Source organism: Stenotrophomonas sp. SrG, assembly GCF_050031795.1.
In the GTDB taxonomy this organism is placed as follows: Bacteria; Pseudomonadota; Gammaproteobacteria; order Xanthomonadales; family Xanthomonadaceae; genus Stenotrophomonas; species Stenotrophomonas rhizophila_A.
Window position 1 is genome coordinate 1 of sequence record NZ_JBNBBE010000027.1, and the last position, 21,891, is coordinate 21,891.

The 21,891-nt window shown below is 66.9% G+C and carries 21 protein-coding genes and 1 tRNA gene; 14 read left to right on the forward strand and 8 right to left on the reverse strand.

What is annotated here, in order from left to right:
* Nucleotides 1–122: 122 nt before the first annotated feature.
* The 3 genes from ACQG3P_RS18275 to ACQG3P_RS18285 all read right to left on the reverse strand — a co-directional run bounded on the left by ACQG3P_RS18275 (nt 123) and on the right by ACQG3P_RS18285 (nt 2,995).
* A tRNA-Ala gene (locus tag ACQG3P_RS18275) sits at nt 123–198 on the reverse strand.
* 56 nt (nt 199–254) lie between these two features.
* Nucleotides 255–2,600 carry a heavy metal translocating P-type ATPase gene (locus ACQG3P_RS18280; protein ID WP_426805824.1) on the reverse strand — a complete coding sequence of 782 codons (2,346 nt, stop codon included), beginning with the start codon at nt 2,598–2,600 and terminating at the stop codon, nt 255–257.
* Nucleotides 2,597–2,995: a heavy metal-responsive transcriptional regulator gene (locus ACQG3P_RS18285; RefSeq protein ID WP_093535924.1), complete on the reverse strand. Its 399-nt coding sequence runs from the start codon at nt 2,993–2,995 to the stop codon at nt 2,597–2,599. The genes ACQG3P_RS18280 and ACQG3P_RS18285 overlap by 4 nt, the downstream gene beginning before the upstream one ends.
* Before the next feature lie 217 nt (nt 2,996–3,212).
* Here ACQG3P_RS18285 and ACQG3P_RS18290 point away from each other — a divergent pair, with 217 nt between their 5' ends.
* From ACQG3P_RS18290 to map, 8 genes are all read left to right on the forward strand, one after another.
* Nucleotides 3,213–4,283 carry a GlxA family transcriptional regulator gene (locus ACQG3P_RS18290; protein WP_237334251.1) on the forward strand — a complete coding sequence of 357 codons (1,071 nt, stop codon included), beginning with the start codon at nt 3,213–3,215 and terminating at the stop codon, nt 4,281–4,283.
* Nucleotides 4,284–4,367: 84 nt separating this feature from the next.
* Entirely contained in the window at nt 4,368–5,201 is an 834-nt protein-coding gene (gene dsbG, locus ACQG3P_RS18295) for a thiol:disulfide interchange protein DsbG (RefSeq protein ID WP_426805825.1), read from the forward strand.
* A 312-nt stretch (nt 5,202–5,513) separates the two neighbouring features.
* Entirely contained in the window at nt 5,514–6,944 is a 1,431-nt protein-coding gene (locus ACQG3P_RS18300; protein ID WP_426805826.1) for a DcaP family trimeric outer membrane transporter, read from the forward strand.
* Between the two features lie 13 nt (nt 6,945–6,957).
* Nucleotides 6,958–8,307 carry an arginine/agmatine antiporter gene (gene adiC, locus ACQG3P_RS18305; protein WP_217538515.1) on the forward strand — a complete coding sequence of 450 codons (1,350 nt, stop codon included), beginning with the start codon at nt 6,958–6,960 and terminating at the stop codon, nt 8,305–8,307.
* Nucleotides 8,308–8,328: 21 nt separating this feature from the next.
* A complete protein-coding gene (locus ACQG3P_RS18310; RefSeq protein ID WP_426805827.1) occupies nt 8,329–10,617 on the forward strand; it encodes an Orn/Lys/Arg decarboxylase N-terminal domain-containing protein in 2,289 nt (762 codons plus the stop codon).
* 26 nt (nt 10,618–10,643) lie between these two features.
* A complete protein-coding gene (locus ACQG3P_RS18315; protein WP_068852615.1) occupies nt 10,644–11,546 on the forward strand; it encodes a cation diffusion facilitator family transporter in 903 nt (300 codons plus the stop codon).
* 49 nt (nt 11,547–11,595) lie between these two features.
* Nucleotides 11,596–11,808 carry a ParD-like family protein gene (locus ACQG3P_RS18320; protein ID WP_068852612.1) on the forward strand — a complete coding sequence of 71 codons (213 nt, stop codon included), beginning with the start codon at nt 11,596–11,598 and terminating at the stop codon, nt 11,806–11,808.
* Complete coding sequence (gene map / locus ACQG3P_RS18325) at nt 11,805–12,575, forward strand: type I methionyl aminopeptidase (RefSeq protein ID WP_307106813.1); 771 nt, start codon at nt 11,805–11,807, stop codon at nt 12,573–12,575. Before ACQG3P_RS18320 ends, map begins: the two co-directional genes overlap by 4 nt.
* Nucleotides 12,576–12,589: 14 nt before the next feature.
* On the opposite strand, the gene ACQG3P_RS18330 is transcribed toward map, so the two are convergent.
* Entirely contained in the window at nt 12,590–13,369 is a 780-nt protein-coding gene (locus ACQG3P_RS18330; RefSeq protein ID WP_184126899.1) for a LytR/AlgR family response regulator transcription factor, read from the reverse strand.
* Nucleotides 13,366–14,490, reverse strand: a complete 1,125-nt coding sequence (locus tag ACQG3P_RS18335) for a sensor histidine kinase (protein ID WP_210130518.1) — start codon at nt 14,488–14,490, stop codon at nt 13,366–13,368. Before ACQG3P_RS18335 ends, ACQG3P_RS18330 begins: the two co-directional genes overlap by 4 nt.
* Before the next feature lie 73 nt (nt 14,491–14,563).
* On the opposite strand from ACQG3P_RS18335, the gene ACQG3P_RS18340 reads away from it, so the two are divergent.
* Nucleotides 14,564–14,998 carry a hypothetical protein gene (locus ACQG3P_RS18340; protein WP_426805828.1) on the forward strand — a complete coding sequence of 145 codons (435 nt, stop codon included), beginning with the start codon at nt 14,564–14,566 and terminating at the stop codon, nt 14,996–14,998.
* A gap of 23 nt (nt 14,999–15,021) precedes the next feature.
* Here the strand turns inward: ACQG3P_RS18340 and ACQG3P_RS18345 are convergent, their stop codons facing one another.
* Entirely contained in the window at nt 15,022–15,969 is a 948-nt protein-coding gene (locus tag ACQG3P_RS18345; RefSeq protein WP_426805829.1) for a LysR substrate-binding domain-containing protein, read from the reverse strand.
* A gap of 114 nt (nt 15,970–16,083) precedes the next feature.
* Between ACQG3P_RS18345 and ACQG3P_RS18350 the strand changes: the two genes are divergently transcribed.
* The 4 genes from ACQG3P_RS18350 (at nt 16,084) to ACQG3P_RS18365 (ending at nt 19,895) form a co-directional block, all read left to right on the forward strand.
* Complete coding sequence (locus ACQG3P_RS18350; RefSeq protein ID WP_068852594.1) at nt 16,084–16,485, forward strand: RidA family protein; 402 nt, start codon at nt 16,084–16,086, stop codon at nt 16,483–16,485.
* An 88-nt stretch (nt 16,486–16,573) separates the two neighbouring features.
* Nucleotides 16,574–17,122: an outer membrane beta-barrel protein gene (locus ACQG3P_RS18355; RefSeq protein ID WP_095362665.1), complete on the forward strand. Its 549-nt coding sequence runs from the start codon at nt 16,574–16,576 to the stop codon at nt 17,120–17,122.
* Between the two features lie 106 nt (nt 17,123–17,228).
* The gene (locus tag ACQG3P_RS18360; protein WP_068852588.1) at nt 17,229–17,633 is read left to right on the forward strand and encodes a VOC family protein; all 405 of its coding nucleotides are present in this window, start codon (nt 17,229–17,231) and stop codon (nt 17,631–17,633) included.
* Nucleotides 17,634–17,717: 84 nt separating this feature from the next.
* The gene (locus ACQG3P_RS18365) at nt 17,718–19,895 is read left to right on the forward strand and encodes a hypothetical protein (protein WP_426805830.1); all 2,178 of its coding nucleotides are present in this window, start codon (nt 17,718–17,720) and stop codon (nt 19,893–19,895) included.
* Between the two features lie 11 nt (nt 19,896–19,906).
* Here the strand turns inward: ACQG3P_RS18365 and ACQG3P_RS18370 are convergent, their stop codons facing one another.
* The gene (locus ACQG3P_RS18370; RefSeq protein ID WP_426805831.1) at nt 19,907–20,092 is read right to left on the reverse strand and encodes a hypothetical protein; all 186 of its coding nucleotides are present in this window, start codon (nt 20,090–20,092) and stop codon (nt 19,907–19,909) included.
* 98 nt (nt 20,093–20,190) lie between these two features.
* Here ACQG3P_RS18370 and ACQG3P_RS18375 point away from each other — a divergent pair, with 98 nt between their 5' ends.
* A complete protein-coding gene (locus tag ACQG3P_RS18375) occupies nt 20,191–21,090 on the forward strand; it encodes a LysR substrate-binding domain-containing protein (protein WP_426805832.1) in 900 nt (299 codons plus the stop codon).
* Between the two features lie 3 nt (nt 21,091–21,093).
* On the opposite strand, the gene ACQG3P_RS18380 is transcribed toward ACQG3P_RS18375, so the two are convergent.
* Nucleotides 21,094–21,861: a YggS family pyridoxal phosphate-dependent enzyme gene (locus ACQG3P_RS18380; RefSeq protein ID WP_426805833.1), complete on the reverse strand. Its 768-nt coding sequence runs from the start codon at nt 21,859–21,861 to the stop codon at nt 21,094–21,096.
* Nucleotides 21,862–21,891: the final 30 nt, after the last annotated feature.

Genomic DNA, 21,891 nt, shown 5'->3' on the forward strand with positions numbered 1-21,891 from the left:
CCACGGGGATTCGAACCCCGGTCGCCACCGTGAAAGGGTGATGTCCTAGGCCTCTAGACGATGGGGACGCACGAAAAACTCGAATTGTGTTCACTACCTTCCGAACGGCCTAAGGTCCGGAGTGGTGGAGCCAGGCGGGATCGAACCGCCGACCTCCTGCATGCCATGCAGGCGCTCTCCCAGCTGAGCTATGGCCCCACGTCGTGAGGAGCGAGATCATAGCGATGCTGTTTTCGATTGGCAAGAAAAAACTGTCATGACGTTGGCAATCGTTGATGGCGAAGACGCAATGCATTGCTGATCACCGACACCGAACTGAGGCTCATCGCCACCGCCGCCAGCATCGGCGACATCGTGATGCCCAGTGGATACAGCACACCTGCCGCCACCGGAATGCCCAGGCCGTTGTAGAGGAACGCGAAGCCCAGGTTATGCCGCATGTTGCGCACACTTGCGGACGACAGCTGGCGTGCCCGCAGGATCCCGCGCAGGTCGCCCTTGACCAGCGTGACCTGTGCGCTGGACATCGCCACGTCCGTGCCGTTGCCCATCGCGATGCCGACATTGGCGCTTGCCAATGCAGGCGCATCGTTGATGCCATCGCCGGCCATGGCCACCGTGCGGCCCTGTGCCTGCAGCGCGCGGATCAGTTCGGCCTTGTCCGCCGGGCGCATTTCACCGTGCACCTCGTCCAGGCCCAGCTCGCGCGCTACGGCTTCCGCCGTGGCGGTGCCGTCGCCGGTCGCCATCACGATGCGCAGGCCATCGCGGTGCAGCTGTGCGATGGCTTCGGCGGTGGACGCCTTGATGGGGTCGGCTACTGCAATCAGCCCGGCCAGGGTGCCGTCGACGGCCAGGAACATCACGCTGGCCGCCGCCTCGCGCAATTGCTTGGCATCGGCGTGCAGGAGCTGCAGGGAGATGTGGTGGTCGGCCATCAGCGCGGCGTTGCCGAGCAGCAGTGTCCTGCCTTCAACCGTGCCACGCACGCCAAGGCCGGTGAGCGAGTCGAAGTCCTCCACCGATGCGAGTGGGCGGCCTCGACGGCGCGCTTCGGCGACGATCGCTGCGGCCAGCGGGTGTTCGCTGCCCTGGTCCAGGCTGGCCGCCCAGTGCAGCACGTCGTCGGCCGCGAATCCGGGCACCGCCTTTACGTCGCGGAAGGCGGGCCGGCCTTCGGTGAGCGTGCCGGTCTTGTCCACCACCAGCGTATCCACGCTGCGCAGCGCTTCGATGGCCTCGGCGTCGCGGAACAGCACACCCTGCTGCGCGGCGCGTCCGGTGGCGACCATGATGGTCATCGGCGTGGCCAGGCCAAGAGCGCAAGGGCAGGCAATGATCAACACCGCCACCGCGCTGAGCACCGCATGCGTCCACGACGGGTCCGGTCCGAACAGGCCCCAGCCGAAGAAGGTCAGCATCGCCGCGCCCAGTACCGCCAGCACGAACCAGTAGGCGACCTTGTCGGCCATCCGCTGCATCGGTGCGCGCGAACGCTGCGCCTGCGCCACCAGCTGCACGATCTGCGCCAGCATGCTGTCGTCGCCCAGCCGCTCGGCACGGATCACCAGGCTGCCGGTCCCGTTGAGGGTGGCGCCGATGACGGTATCGCCCACGGTCTTGGCCACCGGCACCGGTTCGCCGGTCAGCATCGATTCGTCCACCGTGGAACGACCCTCCAGCACGCTGCCATCCACCGGTACTTTCTCGCCCGGCCGCACCCGCAGGCGGTCGCCGGGCTGCAGTGCCGTGATGTCCACGTCTTCCTCGTGGCCATCCTCGCGCAGCACCCGCGCGGTTTTCGGTGCCAGCCCCAGCAACGCCCTGATCGCCGCCGAGGTCTGGGCGCGGGCGCGCAGTTCCATCAGCTGGCCGAGCAGGGTAAGCGAGATGATGACCGCCGCCGCTTCGAAGTACACGCCCACGTGGCCGTGCTGCTGGAACGACGGCGGGAACAGTCCGGGCGCAATCGTTGCCACCACGCTGTAGGCATACGCGGCCAGCACACCGGTGCCGATCAGGGTCCACATGTTCGGGCTGCGGTTGCGGATCGACTGCGCCCAGCGCTGCACGAACGGCCAGCCTGCCCACAGCACCACCGGCGTGGCCAGCACCAGCTCGATCCACACCCGCACGCCCGGCGGCACGCCGTGCAGCAGCGGGGTCATGGCCAGCATTGCCAGCGCCATGGTGGCGATGCTCAGCGGCAGGCTCCACCAGAAGCGCCGGCGGAAGTCGGTGAGCTCCGGGTTTTCGCCCTCGTCCAGGCTAGGCATCATCGGTTCCAGCGCCATGCCGCAGATGGGGCAGGTGCCGGGCCCTTCCTGCACGATCTCTGGATCCATCGGGCAGGTGTAGAGCGTGCCGGCCGGTACCGGTTCGGCGATGTGCGAGGCAGGGTCGAGATAGCGCTGCGGCGCGGCGACGAATTTGCGCCGGCAGCCGTCGCTGCAGAAGTGGTAGTCGCTGCCGGCATGCCGGGCGTGGTGCGCGGTGGTGTCCGGGTTCACGTCCATGCCGCAGACCAGGTCCTTGACCGTGTTGCCTGCCGGGGCGCCACCGCCGTGCGCGGCGCAGCAGCTGCCTTTGGGCGCGGTCATCGGTGAGGCTCCGTCAGTGCACCCAGGATCGGGCACTGTTCCAGGCCGCCATGGCCGGGGCAGGCATCGACCAGTTGCTCCAGCGCGGCATGCATGCGCTGCAGTTCGGCAACGCGCTGTTCGATGTCCTGCAGCTTCAGCACTGCCGCCTCGCGCACCTGGGCCATGTCCTGGCCGCGCTGGTCGCTCAGGGCGAGCAGTTCGCCGATTTCCTCCAGGGTAAAGCCCAGTGCCTTGGCGCGACGGATGAAGCGAAGGCGGGTCAGGTCGGTGTCGTTGAAGACCCGGTAGCCACCGGCACTGCGCTGGGCCGTGGGCAGCAGATGCTGGCGCTCGTAATAGCGCACGGTATCGATGGGCACGCCGGCCTGGCGTGCGAGTTGTCCAATGTTCACGGCGACCTCTCTGGGGAGCAGGCGCACAGTGTGGACCCTGGAGTCTGGTCAAGAGTCAAGGGTTTGCTGCGGCGGCCTCCAATGTCGTTACCGGTCCGGATTTACAACTAGTTTCATAGCTGCCGTGGGGGGCGCTCCGTACGCTCCATTGGAATCGCCGTCAGGCCTTGATCCAGCAGGGTTTGGCGGTCTCAGCAGCCGTTCCAGGAGCGCCGCCATGGAAGCACTTCCCCCCTCTTCATCGCCCACCCACAAGCCCACGTCCCCGACCCTGATGGAAGTCGCGGTGCTCGAATACCCGGGCAGCCTGCGTGCTGCCGCACCGGTGCTCTCCGAACTTGCCCAGCGCTGCAACCGCACCGCTGCGGCGGGTAAACGCACGGGCGCGCGCATGCTGGTGACCCGCTGGACGCTGTCCACGCGTGGGCATGGCATGCAGCGGGTGGCCGGCGCCGAACTGTTCGGCGATACCCCGCCGGCCGTGATCGTGGTGCCGGGTAACGAGCCCAGCTGGCCGCTGATGCAGGCCGACGAACGCATGCTGACCTGGCTGCGCGACTGCCATGATGCGGGCAGCCTGCTGGCGGGCTGCGAAGAGGGTGGGCTGCTGCTGGCCTCGGCCGGGGTCATGACCGGGCGCTCGGTCAGCGTCCCCGACCTGTCGCGTTGCCCGTCGCTGGCGGCGGTGGTGCCGGGCTGGCATCCGAGCGAGCGCGCGCTGGTGGACGACGGCGACCTGCTGACTGCTTCCGGCCCGGATGCATGGAAATATCTCAGTCTGCGGCTGCTGGCCCGGATCTACGGGCAGAGCGTGATGAGCGCGGCCATCCAGCAGCTGCAGCTGGTCATTCCGCGCGGCGTGCAGGAAGACCTGGAGCGCTTCAGTCCGAACTTCGCCCATGGCGACCGCGGCATCCTGAAGGCGCAGCGCTGGCTGCACGGCATCGCAGCGCGTGGCGTCACCCTGCAGGACATCTGCGACGCGGCAGGGCTGGAGCCGCGCACGCTGCAGCGGCGCTTCCTGAAGGCCACCGGCCTGCGTCCGATTGCCTACTGCCAGCGGCTGCGCATCGCAAAGGCGCAGCTGCTGCTGCAGGCGGGCGGTGCGGTCGATGAGGTGTCGTGGGCGGTGGGGTACTCCGACCAGAGCGCCTTCCGCCGGCTGTTCCTGCGCATCGTCGGAGTGACCCCGGCGCGTTACCGGCGGCAGATTTTCGCGCAACGGCGCGAGCGTCCCCGCAGCCCGCTTGCGCAGCTGCAGGGCGAACCGTTGCGCCCGGCGGCCTGAGCCGCTGCGCCAGTGGCTGCAGGGTCAGGCAGATGCGTCTACCCTGTAGGCCATTCGCCGTTCGCGTGCATTCCAGGAGTTGCCATGTTGTTGAAGACCTCGCCCGTGCTGGGCTCCGTGCTGAGCGCTGCATTGCTGCTGGCAGTCGCCGGCTGCAGCCAGGCCCAGCAAAGCCCCGCCACCGCGAAGGCGACGGCCCAAGCGGCATCCGCGAAGAGCGCCAACCGGCCGGCCGTGCTGCAGGGCATCGAGAGGCAGGGCTTCGAGGTCATCGGTGAATTCGACGCACCCGGCGGCCTGCGGGGCTTCGCTGGCGTGGTCGGCGGGCAGCAGCCCGCTGCGGCTTACGTAACGGCGGACGGCAAGAATGTGATGGTCGGCACGCTCTTCAATGAGAAGGGTGAGGATGTAGGCGCGGCGCCGCTGGAAAAGCTGGTGGCCAAGCCGATGTCGGATCGGATCTGGAAGCGGCTGGATGGCAGTGCGTGGGTGCGCGATGGGCGCGCCGATGCCCCGCGCGTGGTGTACACCTTCAGCGACGCCAACTGCCCCTACTGCCATCGCTTCTGGGAAGCAGCGCGGCCGTGGGTGGACAGCGGCAAGGTGCAGCTGCGTCACGTCATGGTAGGCGTGATCCGCGAGGACAGCCCGGCAAAGGCGGCCGCGATCCTGGGCGCGCCCAATCCAAGCGCGGTGTTCCTGCAGAACGAGCATGACTTCAGCAAGGGTGGCATCAAGCCGGCCGCGACGATCACGCCGGCGCTTGCCAACAAGCTCGACGCCAACCAGGTGCTGATGGTGGAACTGGGCTTCCAGGGCACGCCCGGCATCCTGTTCCGTGATGCGCAGGGCATGGTGCAACGCGTGTCCGGCATGCCGCAGGGCGAGGACATGGAAAAGGTGATGGGCCCGCGTTGATCTGAATCAAGGTCGACCCGCATGCGCGCAGCCACACTGCGCGCATGGCGTTTGACAACGTAAAACTTCACGAAAAACTCACTCCCGACTTGTTACTCAGGGCGCTGGCGCGCGCAGCTTCTGCGCGTCACCCGGGATGAGGAGGGAATCCCACGCGGGTGCACTGCCGATTGCAGCATGGCGATTGCAGCATGTCGCCGGGGTTGCTGCGGTCGTCGTTCTCCTGCGGAGCAGTACCGGGTTGCCGTTATCGGCCGTGCTTGTGAGCGCAGCTGACACCGGCAGTATCGTCTGCAGTTCAGGGAGGACGTGATGCGTTGCGCTGCCGTGCTGCTGTTCTCTGCCTTGGCGCTTTCCGCGATGCCGGTGCATGCGCAGGATTCCGCCGACGCCCTGCGCCAGGACATCCGCACCCTGCGACAAACGCTGGAGGCGATGGAAAAGCGCCTGGATGCGCTGGAAACCGCAGAAGGCCGTGCGCCTGCGCAGCGTCCCGAGGTGACTGCGGTTGCGCCCACGGCGATCACGCCGTCCGCCGCGCTTCCCCATGCAGCCACCCCCCAGGTGCCCGGCACCGGCCAGACCATCCTGCCGCCGCGTGATTCAGTGGCCGATCCGTCATCGGCCGCCTCGCGGCCGGACAGTGCGGCCGGGCCGACCGATCCGGAACTGAAAGGGTTCCTGGCCATCCCCAATACCGACACGCTGATCCGCATCGGTGGCTATGCCAAGCTCGATGCGATCGTAGATACCCGTGCGGCCGGGGACGAGGATCAGTTCGTGACCTCCACCATTCCGGTGGGCAGCGCGCACCGCGATGTCTCCAACTTCAACCTGCATGCCAAGCAGACCCGTTTCAGCTTCGAAGCACGTCGCCCGACCAGCCGCGGCAACCTGCGCTTCTACCTGGAGAACGACTTCTTCGGCAGCAGCGACGGCTACCAGTTCCGGCTGCGGCATGCCTACGGCCAGCTCGGCAACACCTACGCCGGCTATGGCTACGCCACCTTCATGGATGCCGACAGCCTGCCCGACACGCTGGACTTCGCCGGTCCCGGCGGCGCCGGCTACCTGCTGGTGGCCGGCATTCACCACAGCTTCGCGATGGGCAAGGGCAACACGTTGACGGTGGCGGCCGAAGATCCCGATGCACAGCTGGCGGGGACCACCGACGCAACGGTAGCCGCCAACCGGGTGCCGGATGTGACCGTTACCGCGCGCTTGGAGCGTGACTGGGGCCACCTGCAGTTGGGTGGGGTGGCGCGCAGCCTTGGCTACGACGGCGACCAGCGCGACGACCGCCGGTTCGGCGGCGGCGTCCAGCTCAGCGGTTCGGCGTCGGTCGGCGAACAGGACCTGCTGCTGTTCGGCGCGCTGGGCGGCAAAGGCCTGAGCCGCTATACCGCCGACCTCACCGGTTCGGACCTGGATGCGGTGATCGGCCAGGACGGGCGCCTGCATGCGCTGTCACTGCAGGGCGGCTTCGTGGGCTACACGCACTACTGGTCGCCGTTGTGGCGCTCGAACCTGATCTACGGCCAGCTCACGATGGCGCGCAACGCCGCGCTCGCGGCCGATGCGTTCCGCCAGAGCCGGTACGGGGTGTTCAACCTGATCTGGAGCCCGGCGCCGTCGTGGACGATGGGCATGGAAGTGCTGTACGGGCAACTGGAACAGCAGGACGGACAACGCGCCGACACGGTGCGGGTGCAGGGCAGCCTGCAATACAACTTCATCAAGTAGCGGAGAGACCGTCATGGCGCAAGCGAAGAAAATCGGAGTTGTCGGTGCCACCTTCCTGGTGGCCGGTAACATGATGGGCTCCGGCGTGTTCCTGCTGCCGTCCAGCCTGGCCAAGATCGGCACCGCCTCGATCTGGGGCTGGCTGGTCACCACCGCCGGCGCACTGCTGCTGGCCTTCGTGTTCGCCAAACTGGGCAAGCTGGCGCCCATGGCGGGCGGCCCGTATGCCTACGCCCGCGACTGGTTCGGACCGTACATGGGGTTCCAAACCAACACCATCTACTGGTTCGCCAACTGGATCGGCAACGTCGCCATCCCGATCGCGGCGGTGGGCTACTTCAGCTACTTCTTCCCGATCCTGTCGCAGCCGATACCGCGCTGCATCGCCGTGCTCGCGCTGGTGTGGGCGCTGAGTTTCGCCAATGTGATCGGCCCGGCCTTCGTCAGCCGCCTGCAGACGGTGACCACCAGCTTCGCGCTGGTACCGATCCTGGGCATTGCCATCTTCGGCTGGTTCTTCTTCGACCCGGCCATCTTCAAGGGCGCCTACAACGTCTCGGGCGAATCCAACTTCGGCGCGATCTCCAGCGCGGCGGCGCTGACGCTGTGGGCCTTCATCGGGGTCGAGTCGGCCTCGGTCACCGCCGGCGTGGTCGAAAACCCGGAGAAGAACGTGGCGCGGGCCACCCTGGCCGGGGTGTTCCTGGCTGCGGTGGCGTACATCGCCAGCTCGTCGGTGATCATGGGCATGGTGCCCAATGGTGACCTGCAGGTCTCCGATGCACCGTTCGCGCTGGCGGCGGCCAATGCGGTAGGCGGCTGGGGCGGCGCGCTGGTAAGCCTGTGCGCCTTTGTCGGCGCCGCCGGCTCGCTCGGCGGCTGGATCCTGTTGACCGCACAGAGCGCCAAGGCGGCCTCGGACGATGGCCTGTTCCCCAGCATCTTCAGCAAGACCAACAAGGATGACGTGCCGGTCAAGGGTGTACTGATCGTGGCGGTGCTGATGACCCTGGCCGTCCTGCTCACGTCCACGTCGGAAACCGCCTCGGCGCAGTTCGACGTTATTACGTCGGCGGCGGTGGTATTGACCCTGCTGCCCTACATCTATTCCTGCGTGGCCTGTTACTTCGTGGTCGAACGCTCGCACACCCTGGTACACACCGGCGCGTTCTGGTTCCTGACCAGCATCACCGTCGTGTACTGCCTGTGGGCGATCTTCGGCTCCTCCGGCAGCATCGTGCAGTACGCCTTCCTGTTCGTGCTGTTCATCACGGTGTTCTACCCCTTCTTCAGCGAGGAGCGCCGCCGCCAGCGCGGCCAGCTGCCGCCGCTGGACAGTCCCGTCAGCACGAAGATTCCGTGACCTTCCCCCAGGAGAAATGCTGTGTATTTCAAGTCTCTGGATTACCCGATCATCGTCATCGACGACGACTACGAGTCCCCGCGCATCGGCGGCATCCTGATCCGCGCGCTGGTCGAGGAACTGCGTGGCAACGACCAGCGCGTGCTGTGCGGGCTGACCCTGGCCGATGCCCAGGCCGGTGCGCGTACCTATGTGGCGGCCTCGGCGGTTCTGATCTCGATTGATGGCACCGAAGACAAGCCCGGTGAGTTCCAGCGCCTGCTGGGGTTCCTGCGCGAGCAAAGTGCACGCCGCGGCGGGTTGCCCGTGTTCCTGTACGGCGAGCGCCGCACCATCGAGAAGGTGCCGAGCAAGCTGCTCAAGTACGTGCACGGCTACATCTTCCTGTTCGAGGACACCAAGAGCTTCATCTCGCGCCAGGTGATGCGCGCGGCCGAAGACTACATGCAGCAGTTGCTGCCGCCGTTCTTCAAGGCGCTGATCCACCACACCGCCGAATCCAACTACTCCTGGCACACCCCCGGCCACGCCGGCGGTGTGGCCTTCACCAAGTCACCGGTGGGGCGTGCGTTCCATCAGTTCTACGGTGAGAACACGCTGCGCAGCGATCTGTCGATTTCGGTGCCGGAGCTGGGCTCGCTGCTCGACCACAGCGGGCCGATCAAGGAGGCGGAAAACGAGGCTGCGCGCAACTTCGGCGCCGACCACACCTTCTTCGTCACCAATGGCACCTCCACCGCCAACAAGATCGTCTGGCATGGCACGGTGGGGCGGGGCGATGTGGTGTTCGTCGACCGCAACTGCCACAAGTCGCTGCTGCATTCGCTGATCATGACCGGCGGCGTACCGGTGTACTTCACCCCCAGCCGCAATGCGCACGGCATCATCGGGCCGATCAGCCTGGACCAGTTCACCCCAGAGGCGCTGCAGCAGGCCATCGCTGCCAACCCGCTGGCCAGCAAGGCGTTCCGCGCCGGCTCCAGGCCACGGATCGCGGTGGTCACCAATTCCACCTATGACGGGCTGTGCTACAACGCCGAGAAGATCGCCGACGAGATCGGCAGCGCGGTGGACTTCCTGCATTTCGACGAGGCGTGGTACGCCTATGCGGCCTTCCATCCGTTCTATGAAAACCACTACGGCATGGCCAAGGGCAAGCCGCGCGGCCAGGACGCGATCATCTTCACCACCCATTCCACCCACAAGCTGCTGGCCGCGTTCTCGCAGGCCTCGATGATCCACGTGCGCAACGCGGCGACCCGCGAGCTGGATGCCGAACGCTTCAACGAAGCATTCATGATGCATACCACCACCAGCCCGCATTACGGGGTGATTGCCGCCTGCGACGTGGCGTCCAAGATGATGGAGGGCGCGGCCGGTGAATCGCTGGTGCAGGAAATGCACGACGAGGCGATTGCCTTCCGTCGGGCCATGCTGCACGTGCGCGAGGACCTGGGTCGCGATGACTGGTGGTTCAGCGTCTGGCAGCCGGACAAGCTGGAGCGCTCGCTGGGCAAGGGCGATGCACCAACGCCGATGGTGGCCAAGCGCGAGGAATGGTACCTGCAGCCCGATGCGCATTGGCACGGGTTCGATGGCCTGGTCGAAGACTACGTGCTGATCGACCCGATCAAGGTCACCCTGCTGACCCCGGGCCTGTCCATCGACGGTGACCTGGGCGAGCTGGGCATTCCCGCCGCCGTGCTGAGCAGGTTCCTGTGGACGCGCGGCATCACGGTGGAGAAGACCAACCTGTACTCGGTGCTGTTCCTGTTCTCGATGGGCATCACCAAGGGCAAGTGGAGCACCCTGGTGACCGAGCTGATGGCCTTCAAGGAACTGTTCGACAACAACGCGCCGCTGACCCGCGCGCTGCCCGACCTGGCGGCAGACTACCCGCAGACTTACGGTGGCTGGGGGTTGCGCGACCTGTGCGAGGCCCTGCATGCATTCAACCGCGAGTTTGCGGTAGCCCAGGTGATGCGTGCGATGTACGTGGACATGCCCGAGCCGGTGATGACGCCGGCCGAGGCCTACGACCACCTGGTGCGTGGCCAGATCGAGCGCGTTGATATCGAAGCGATCAGTGGTCGTGTTGCCGGGACCATGCTGGTGCCTTACCCGCCGGGCATTCCGACCATCATGCCGGGCGAGCGCTTCGGCGCGCAGGATGAGCCGATCATCCAGTCGCTGCGCATTGCCCGCGAGCAGAATGTGCGCTTCCCGGGCTTCGAGTCGGACGTGCACGGGCTTATCATCGACCGTGACGGCGACGTGCCGAGCTACAAGGTGGAGGTGCTGAAGACCTGAGCGGCGGCCAGGATCTTCGGCAGGCGATGGATACAGCACGCGAGCAGCGGATCCTGAAATTCTCGATTGGAGTGACGGTGGCGGTCAGCGCCACCGGCTTCATCGGCGGCCTGCTGGTGGGATCGCAGGCGATCCTGTTCGACGGGGTATACAGCCTGGTGGATGTTGCCCTCACGCTGGTGGCGCTGGCCGTGCTGCGCCTGCTGGGGCGCGAGGGCAGCCCACGGTTCCAGTACGGCTATTGGCACCTGGAGCCGATGGTGGAAGCGCTGGGCGGGGCGATCCTGGCGTTGGCCTGCATCTATGCGTTGGCCAATTCGATCATCGGGCTCACCACCGGCGGGCACGTCATCCGCGCCGGGCCGGCGTTGATGTGGGCGACCCTGTTGTGCGTGAGCAACCTGGGCATGGCCGCGTTCGTGCGCGTGCATGCGGCGCGATTGCATTCGCCGCTGCTGTGGCTGGACGTACGCGCCTGGCTGCTCAGCGGCATGATGAGCCTGGCGGTGGTGCTGGCCTTTGCGCTGGCGCTGCTGCTGGAAGACGGCGACCACGCGCATTGGATTCCATTCCTGGATCCGCTGGTGCTGGCGATCATCAGCCTGGCGGTGTTGCCGGTGCCGCTGCGCGGTGCGTGGAAAGCGATGCGCGAGGTGCTGCAGGTGGCGCCCGATACGCTGGACGCGCGCGTGCAGGCGGTGATGACGCAGTTCGTCGCCGAGCACGGCTACCTCGGTTTCACCAGCCACGTGGCCAAGATGGGGCGGATGCGCTTCGTGGAGATCCACATCCTCACCCACCCGGACACGGTGATCGGCACCATCGGCAGCGTCGATGCGCTGCGCGATGACATCGCCGAACGGCTGGATGCCCGCGGCAGCGAGTTCTGGCTGACCATCGATTTCACCGCGGATCCTGCCTGGACCTGAAATATACGTATCGTATATGATGCGTATATTCCGTACGCCGAGGCATCCCATGGGCATCGTCAACATCGACGACGAACTTCACGACAACCTGCGCCGCGCCAGTGGCGTGTCCGGGCGCTCGATCAACGCCCAGGCCGGCTTCTGGATCAAGGTCGGCATGCTCTGCGAAATGAACCCCGGCATGAGCTACCAGGAGATCGTCAACCGTGAACTTCGCGCGGCCGGGGTCGATCCCGGTGCCCTGCGGGTGGCGGTCGCGTGATCAAGACGGTTGAAGAACAGGCGCTGATGCGGGCGTCGGGGCGGTTGTTGGCCTCGGTGTTCGAGGCACTGGACCGCTTGCCGCTGGAAGGCATGAGCACCCTGCAGGTGAACGACTGGGTGGAGCGCTTCATCGTCGATGAACTGCATGCGCGGCCGGCCAGCAAGGGCCAGTACGGGTTCGCCTATGTGCTCAACAGTTCGGTGGACAACGTGGTCTGCCATGGCGTGCCCTCGGCAGACGAGATCCTGCGCGGCGGCAGCATCGTCAACCTGGACATCACGCTGGAGAAGGATGGTTTCATCGCCGATTCCAGCAAGACCTACCTGATCGGCGAGGTCGATTTCCAGGCGAAGCGGCTGGTGCGGGTGACCCGCGAGGCCATGTGGAAAGGCATCTCGGTGGTGCGCCCGGGGGCGACGCTGGGCGATATCGGCTTCGCCATCCAGCAGCATGCCAAGGCGCACGGCTACAGCGTGGTGCGCGAGTTCTGCGGGCACGGCATCGGGCGCGAGATGCACGAAGACCCGCAGGTGCTGCATTACGGCAAGCGCGGTACCGGCGTGGAGCTGGAGCCGGGCATGACGTTCACCATCGAGCCGATGATCAACCAGGGCCGTGCGGCGATCGACATGAGCGAGGACGGCTGGACCGTGACCACCCGCGATGGGAAGTTGTCCGCGCAGGCGGAGCATACGGTGCTGGTGACGGAAACCGGGGTGGAAGTGCTGACCCTGCGCGAAGGCGAACGCATCCCGACGGCGTAGCGCCACGCCCGGCGCTACGGTGTGTCCCGGGTGGAGACGAGCTTGAGGAACGCCTCGTTCTGGTAGCGGCTCATGCGCAGCTGCTGGCCGGTGTCCAGGGTGACCACGTGGTGGCCGTTGAACCACGGGTGGATCGCCTTGACCCGCCGGATGTTGACGATGGCCGATCGGTGCACGCGGGCAAAGTGGCGCGGGTCCAGCCGGGCGGCGAGGGCGGCCATGGTGCCACGGTGTTCGTGCATGCGGCCGGCGAGGTGGATCTCGGCGATGTTGCGTGCGGCCTTGATCCAGACGATCTCGTCCACGTCGACCAGCACCACGTGTTCGTCGACCCGTACCGGTATCCGTTGCAGGTAGGCCTCACGCTGGCGCAGCGCGTCCAGTGCCTGCAGGATCTGCGTGGCCGTCTGCGCGCTGGTGCCGGCGGCAGTTGAAAGGCGTTGCCGGGCGCGCTGCAGGGTCGCGGCAAAGCGTTCGCGGCTGAACGGCTTGACCAGGTAATCCACCGCATTGGCCTCGAAGGCCTTCACCGCGTACTGCTCGTAGGCGGTGACGAAGACGGTGGCCGGCATGCGCTCGGCGCCGATGGTGGCCACCACGTCGAGGCCGGTGATCGCCGGCATCTGGATGTCCAGGAACACCAAGTCGGGCGAGTGCTCGCGGATGGCGTTCACTGCGGAGACGCCGTCGCCGCATTCGCCCAGCAGTTCGATCTCCGGGTCCTCGGCCAGCAGGCGCACGATCGCGCGGCGCGCGAGCGGCTCGTCGTCCACCACCAGCACCGAGAGGGTCATGCCGGTGCCACTCCCGCCGTGAACTCCGGCGCTTCGTCTTCCACCTCCAGGGTACGGAAGGGCAGGCGTACACGGCAGGCCACGCCCTCGGGCCAGATGATGTCCAGCCGCACGTCGGCGGCATCGCCGTAAAGCTCCTTCAGGCGCAGCCGGGTGTTGGACATGCCGATGCCATGGCCTGCGGGCGCGCCGGGCGTGGCGTCAAGCGTGCTGTTGCGGTTGCGCACTTCAATGCACAGCACCTCGCCGTCGCGGCGCGTTTCGATCTCGATCACGTCACTGCCCACGCGCTGCCCGATGCCGTGGCGCACCGCATTCTCCACCAACGGCTGCAGCAACAGGCTGGGCACGGCGCAGTCGAGGGTATCCGGGGCGATATAGGTACGGGTGGTCAGCCGGTCCTTGAAGCGCACGCGCTGGATGCCCAGGTACAGCTCGATCAGGTCCAGTTCCTGCCGCAGGGGAATCTCCTGGCCGTCGTAGTCTTCCAGGAAGGCGCGCAGCAGTTCGCTCAGGCGCAGCAGCATGTCTTCGGCCGAGACCGTGTCTTCGTCCAGCAGGGTGATGATGGCGTGCAGCGTGTTGAACAGGAAATGCGGCTGCAGCTGGGATTTGAGCGCGAGCAGCCTGGATTGCGCCAGTTCGGTGGCCAGCCGGCTGGCTTCCATTTCACGCCGCGCCTTCTCGGCCTGGAAGTGCAATGCCTGCTGCAGCGCGAACAACGCCCAGTAGGTAAGCAGCCCGATGGCGAAATGCTGCGCCAGGAAGTACCCGAGCTGTTCGAAGAAGCCGCTGGGTTCGAACAGCGCGGAGGCCGCTGCGCCGATGAGCATCGCGCCGAAGGTCACCGCCAAGCTGGCCACGACCTGCCTGCCCAGGCCAAGCAGGCGGCGCTGGGGGTCCAGCGGATAGCGCTCGGCCAGGCGGAACACCAGCGGTGCCAGTGCCGCCCAGGTGTACCACTGGATCATCGCCCAGCGCAGGTGCACCAGGAACGGCCAGCTGTTGCCGTGCAGCCCATCGCTGAGCGAATGCTGCACGGCAAACACCAGCACCACGGCCGTCCACAGCAGCAGGTAGCGGGCGAGGCTGATCGACGTACTGCCAAGGCGAACCATCATGGCCGGTATCCAGGACGCCCGGCGCGGCGGGGCAGGGCCATCTTAGGCGTGCGGGCGGGCCCGGAGAAGCGCCATGAGGGCCCATTACGATTGGTCCTGCCGGGACGACGATTGGTCCCGGATCGGTGGCGTGCGCGGGGCGGCCAGCGGCCTGATGGCGGTGAACCCAACCGCCGGAGATGCCGCGATGTTCCCGATCCGTCTTGCCGTCCTGACCAGCCTGCTTTTCGCCACGGCCACGCATGCCGCCGCCCCGCGTTACCTGACACTGCTCAACCGCGCCCACGACAGCATCACCACGCTGGAGGTGGCCACCGCCGGCAGCGATGCGTTCGAGCAACGGCCGATCGACACCATCGACGGTGGCGGGGGCAGCACCACGATGCGCCTGGGCGATGCCGGCTGCCGCTTCGACCTGCGCCTGCAGTTCCGTAACGGGCGCACGGCAATCTACCGCGACGTCAACGTATGCAAGGGCGATACGCTGGTGATCGCGCCGCTGCGGTGATGCATGCGTCCCGTTGGCCGATCCTACTTGTCCCGCTGCTGTGGCATCACCGGCACGTGTTCGGCCATCAGCGCCGCTACCCAGTCGACGAACACGCGCAGCTTGGCGCTGACGTGGCGGTTGGGACGGAAGGCGATGTGCAGCGGCATCGGGTCGACCTGCCAGTCGGTGAGCACGCGTAGCAGTTCGCCGCGCCCGGCGTGCGCGGCGGCAACGTAATCGGGCAGCCAGAGCACGCCGAGCCCGGCTACCCCCGCCGCCAGATAGGCGTTGCCATCGTCGACCGCCAGCTGATGCCGGCCGTGCACGGTCAGTGTTTCTTCGCCACGCCGCAGCGCGTAGGGCATGGCGCCTGCACGCCGTGAGCCCCGGTAACCGACGATGCGATGCGGTTCGGCTTCCAGTGCCTTGGGGTGGTCGGGCATGCCAACCGTGGCCAGGTACTGCGGCGCGGCGTACAACCCTGCCTGCAGGTCGCCGATGTGCCGCGCGACCAGCGAGGGGTCGGTGAGTACGCCGCCGCGGATCACGCAGTCCACGTTCTCATCGATCAGGTCGACATTGCGGTCGCTGACGCCCAGGTCGAGCTGGATGTCCGGGTACCGCGCGTGGAAACCGGGAAGCGCAGGGACCAGCAGGAACCGCGCCAGCGGCGCGGGCACATCCACCCGCAGCCGGCCGCGCGGGCTGGCGGCGAAGCTGGAGAGGCTGGTTTCCGCGTCGTCCAGGTTGGCCAGCAGCCGCGAGACGTGCTCGTAGTACGCCGCGCCATCGTCGGTGACATTGACCTGGCGGGTGGTGCGGTTGAGCAGGCGCACGCGCAGCCGGGCTTCCAGCTGCTGCACCAGCTGGGTCACCGTGGTGCGGCTCATGTGCAGGGTCTGCGCGGCCCGGGTGAAGCTGCCGGTCTCCACGACCCGGGCAAAGGCCTGCATGGCATCGAAACGGTCCATCGGCACTCCTGCGGTCAATTGTTTGGATTCTACAAACAGTGATGGACAACGTTGGTCGTTTATCGACCGGGTCGGGGCGCCTACCGTGGAGATATCCCATCACCCGGGGCAAAAACCCCTCTGGAGTCTGCAATGGCAAGTCGTGACGTCGTGTTCCCCTCTGGCCGGCAGGATCTGTATGCCCGCTACCGCTATTCGCCGGCGGTGCGGTCCAACGGCTTCCTGTTCGTGTCCGGCCAGGTCGGCAGCCGCGAGGACGGTTCGCCCGAACCGGGCCTGGAAGCGCAGGTGCACAAGTTGTTCGAGAACCTCAACGCGGTGCTGGCGGCCGCCGGCTGCACGTTCGACGATGTGGTCGACGTGACCGTTTTCATGATCGACCCGGACCGGATCCTGGAGCGGGTGTGGGCGATCGTGCCCGAGTACTGGGGCCAGGCGCCGCACCCGACCCTGACCGCGGTCGGGGTCACCTGGCTCAGCGGGTTCGACGTGGAGTTCAAGGTGGTGGCCAAGTTGCCCGAGGCCCGCGCCTGAGGGTTCGTTTAACGGAATTGACACAAACATGAACAGGAGGCAGAGTGGCGCCGCCCAGATGGGCAAACCACCTTTTGGAAGGACCTGAATGAAGAAGTTCGTCACCCTGGCTGCCGCCATCGCGCTGGCCACCCTGTCGACCGATGCCATGGCCGGCCACGCATTCGTGCGCGCCGAGCTGGGCAGCAGCGATACCGAAGTGCGTTACGACGGTTTCCGTGGCAGCGAGTCGGACACCTCCGCCTCGGTCGGCGGCGGCTACTGGTTCACCCCGAACATCGGCGTCGAAGGCCATGTCGGTTCGCTGTACAACAAGGACCTGGGCTACGACCAGGAGCTGGACCTGGTCTCGATCGGTGCTGGCCTGGTGGTCAAGAAGAACTTCGGCGCCGACGATACCGGCTTCTTCATCGGCGCACGCGCCGGCATCGCGCGGCTGACCGCGCAGGTGCGCGAAGACACCTTCGACGTGGTGGATGACGAAAGCTCGACCAAGCCGTACTACGGCGTCAATGTCGGTTACGACTTCAACCGCCGCTGGGGGCTGAGCCTGAACTACGACCGCCGCCAAGGCGATTTCAGCGGCGTGGACGTGGACGTGGATACGATCAGCCTGGGTGGCGAGTTCCGCTTCTGATCCCACCGCTTGCGGTGACAGGACAACGGCAGGCCGGTGCAACGGCCTGCCGTTTTCTTTTGCGCGGGCAAGGGCATAGGATCAGCACGGACCCAGGGAGACTGCGATGGCAAAGGTGACCGGAATCGGTGGGGTGTTCTTCAAGAGTCGTGGCGACCGCGCTGCGCTGGCCGAGTGGTACCGGCAGCACCTGGGCATGACGCTGGAGGAGTTTGGTGGCGCGGTGCTGCGCTGGCCCGACGACAAGGCCAACGACGGCGGGTTGACCGTGTGGGCGCTGGCCGAGCCGGACAGCCAGTGGTTCAGTCCCAGCGATGCGCCTTTCATGATCAATTACCGGGTGGATGACCTCGAGGGGCTGCTGGCGAACCTGCGCGAGGCTGGCGTGACCATCGTCAGCGGGCCGGAGACGCATGAGAACGGTTCGTTCGCCTGGATACTGGATCCGGAGGGGAACAAGCTGGAGTTGTGGCAGCCGATGGCATGGGACCCGGAGCGGCGTGCCGGTTGAGCGGCATCGGGGGCGCTTCTTCACACGACTCCGTCGCCCGGTTGTCGATAGTGGCCGCGTCACTCCGCTTCGTCGCAGAACTCCATGCCCCTGATTCCCGAGCGCGTCCGGCGCTGGCCCCGGCCATGGCGCGTGGCGTTGCTTACCTTGCTGGCGCTGTATGCGCTGTACCTTGTTGCCGGCAACGTGTTCCTCAACACGCCGCTGTTCGATGCGGTCACCAACCGCAAACCTGAAAAATTCAGGCTGCAGACCGGGCCGGCGCTGACGCTGCTGCCCGGGCACGCGGTTGTCTGGAACGTGCGCATCCGCGGCCAGGCCAACCATACCGTCTACATCTTCCGTGCCGACCGTGCGAGCGCGTGGATCTCGCTGGTGCACCTGTTCAAGCGCGAGGTCCGCATTCCAGGCATCAACGCCACCGGCGTGGAAGCGGACATCCAACGGGTGGAAAAGGCGATCCCGCCCCCGCCGCGTGGTGATCGCGGCTGGAACATCCGGCTGGATGCGATCCACAGCGACAGCATCCGCAGCGGCCGCTTCGGCAAGCTGCTGATTGCCGGGCAGGGCCATGGCACGGTGGGCTTCCAGAAGCAGGTCAAGGGCGGGCCGTCGGAACTGTTCGATTCCACTGCTGGCTTCGAGCAGGCCACGATCACCTACGACGGGGTCAAGCTGCTCGACGAGGCGCACCTGGCCGCGCGCTTCCATTACCCGCGCCACTACCGCGATGAGGCCCCGGGCCTGCGCAAGTTCGGCATCACCTTCGCGCAGCTGCAGGTAGACGGGCGCAGCCAGGCGATCAAGATCGACACGGCCGGGCCACACGTCAAGGTCGGCAGCGTACCGGCCGAGGCACGGCTCACGGCCGATGTGGTGATGGACCGCGGCCTGCTGCAGCCCGGCAGCCGGGTGGTGTGGCGGGTGCCGGTGCATGCCGGCGTCCATGCACCCGATCGCGGCCTGTTGTCGCTGCAGCTGGACGTGGCCCAGGACATGCGCGTGCAGGCACGCCTGCCGCGCGACCCGGAAACCGGCAGCGAACTGCACGCGGACCTGCGCATTACCGGCCGGAAGATTCCGTTCGAGGCGCCGGCCGAACTGTTGCCGCGCCTGTCCGGGCAGGTACGTGGCGCGTGGCGGTTCGAGTCGTTGAACTGGATTGCCGATCTGTTCGTGCGCAAGCCGTGGTTCAAGCTGGAAGGTGGCGGGCTGCTGCAGGGTGACCTGCGCATTGCCGATGGCCAGTTGGCGCCTGGCAGCACCCTGGAGGTGCCACAGGTGGCCGCCATTGCCGAGGTGGCGGGCGTGCGCATGCAGGGCGATGCACATGCGGTGGGACGCATCGTCAACGGTGCGCCGCCGCAGGCGGAATTGAAGGTCGATATTCCCACGTTCCGCGCGGCGCCGTCCGATGCGCCCAAGGCGGTGTTGTTCGATGGCAAGGCGCTGGCGTTGACCCTGCGCGGCGATGCACGGCTGCAGCAGCTGCGCGACGGCATGCGTGCGCAGCTGCGCTTCAACGACGCGCGGGTGCCTGACCTGAGCGCCTACAACCGCTACGTGGGCAACGACAATGTGCGTCTGCTCGGGGGTACCGCACTGCTGAGCGGCGACGTGACGCTGGATGCTGCCGGCCGGGTCGGGCAGGGCCGCGCCGACCTGCGCGGCACCGGTGCGCGCATGCAGGCCGCCGGCCTGTCGCTGCGTGGCGATGCCCAGGTCAAGGCAAGGCTGCAGCGTGCCGACTTCGACGCTGGCCAGTTCGACCTGGGCGGCACCACGCTCAGCCTGCGCAACGTGCAGGTGGACGGCGATGCCGCGAAGGGCGGCTGGTGGGGCGAGGTCGACCTGCGCAGCGGGCACATCCAGTCAGAGGCACCGTTCCAGGTGGACGCACGTGCCGACCTGCGGCTGCGCGATGCCGGTCCGCTGCTGGGCATCTACGCCGAGCGCAGCCAGTATCCGCGCTGGGTGCTGGGGCTGCTCGATTCGGGTGAAGTGCAGGCCAGCGGCCAGCTGCGCTGGCGCCGCGAGCACCTGGCGGTGGACGACCTGCAGGCCGAGAACGCGCGGCTGTCGCTGCGCGCCCGGCTGGACATGGAGCAGGCGCAGCGCCGTGGCGACCTGTACCTGCGCTGGGGCCTGCTCGGGGCCGGCATCGAACTGGACGGCGGCAAGCGCACCTGGCACCTGTCCGGGGCGCGCGACTGGTACGACAGCCGTCCCCGGGTGCTGCCCGAGACCAAGCCAGCCCCGTAAGCCACGAAGTTTCAGCGCCGGGCAGCACCAACCTCGCAGGCAGCCCGAGCCGGTAGCGCTACGGCCTGCGTGGCTGTCCCGGTCACCGCCCGCGCCGTGTCAGCGGCGGAGACCTTTTCCGGCTCCGCCAGCGCCCGCGCCAACCCCGCATCGGCGATATGCCCGTGCAGGAACAACAATCCGCTGTAGATGTTCATGTGCGTCCTCCACTTGAGTGGCACTCACGATAGGGGCACGATGGATGGCGCAAAAGCGATCCTTTCGCAAGTCTTTCTTGAACTGGATTCAAGTCGCCATGTCCCGTATCCCGCTCCAGCCGCTGCAGAATTTCGTTACCGCCGCACGCCTGGGCAACCTGACCCGCGCGGCCGATTCGCTGAACCTGACCGTCAGCGCGCTCAGCCACCAGATGCGGCAGCTGGAGGAGCGCCTGGGGTATGCGTTGCTGCATCGCCAGGCACGCGGGGTGCGGGTGACGCCCGAAGGGCAGCGGTTGCTGGACCAGGTAGGCCCACACCTGGATGCGATCGCGCAGGCGCTGCAGCCGTTTGGCGCGCGCCACGACCGCGTGCTGTCGGTCAGTGCGTTGCCATCGATGGCCTCCAACTGGCTGGTACCACGGCTGGGCTCGTTCGTGGCCTGCCACCCGGAGATTGAATTCAACCTGGAATCCAGCGAACGGCTCACCGATTTCGAGCGGCAGCTGCAGTGTGATGCTGCGTTGCGGGTGGGTGCCGGGCAGTGGAGCGGCCTGCATGTGGAGCCGCTGTTCGATGAGTGGCTGATGCCGATGGCCAGTCCGTCACTGGTCGAGCGCATGGGCGGGCTGGGCGCGCTGCCGCTGTCGCAGTGGCCGCTGCTGGGGGACCCGGATGGCGAATGGCAGCGCTGGTTCGCCTCGGTCGGCGAGGTTGCGCCGTCGCGCTATGTGGCCATGCTCAATGACTCCGAATCGCACCATCGTGCCGCGCTGGATGGCTTCGGGGTCGCGCTGGGGCGGGTGACGCGGGCGCGGTTGCTGCTGGATTCGGGGCAGTTGATTGCCTTGTCACCGCACCGGTTGAAGACGCGATGGTCGCATTGGCTGGTCTATCCGCCACGGTCGTCCACGCACCGGGGGTTTTTGGCGTTTCGTGAGTGGCTGCATGCGCAGGCGGCGGAGCATGCGCGGCATATGCAGGCGTTGGTGGGGTGACGATCAACCCGCAGGGGTTGGCCAATAGTGGCTGTCGGGGGTGCTGCGCGCGCCGAAAATCGCCTGGCCTACGCGTACCACCGTGGCGCCTTCCTCGATGGCGATCTCGAAATCGCCGGACATGCCCATCGACAGTTCGTCCAGGCTGACGCCCACCGGCAGGGTCGGACGCAGGCGCTCACGCAGGTCGCGAAGGCGCACGAAACACGGGCGCACCTGTTCGGGATCCGCCGAGAACAGCGCCAGGGTCATCAAGCCGCGCACGCGCAACTGGGGGAAGGCGGGCAGCTGCTGCACGAAGTCGGCCACCTCGATCGGGTCCAATCCGTATTTGCTGGCTTCGCCCGACGTGTTGACCTGCACGAACACATCCAGCGTGCGGCCTTCCTGCGCCAGCCGCTGGTCCAGCGCCTGGGCCACGCGCAGGCTGTCCAGCGCCTGGAATTCGCTGGCGAAGCGGGCCACATCCCGCGCCTTGTTGGTCTGCAGATGGCCGACCAGCGACCAGCGGATGCCCAGGTCGGCCATGGCTTCGGCCTTGCCCTTGGCTTCCTGCACCTTGTTTTCGCCCAGCGTATCGCAGCCGGCCTGCACCGCCAGTCGCAGCCGCGCTTCGTCCACGGTCTTGCTCACCGGCAGCAGCCGCACCGTGGCCGGATCGCGCCCGGCACGGGCGCAGGCAGCGGCAATGCGTGCGTGCACCGCGTCCAGGTTGCGGCGGAAATCTTCGACGGTGGCAGCCTGCGGCCAGGTGGGGGCGACGATGGACATGACGTGTTCCGGAACAGGCACGGCCCGCAT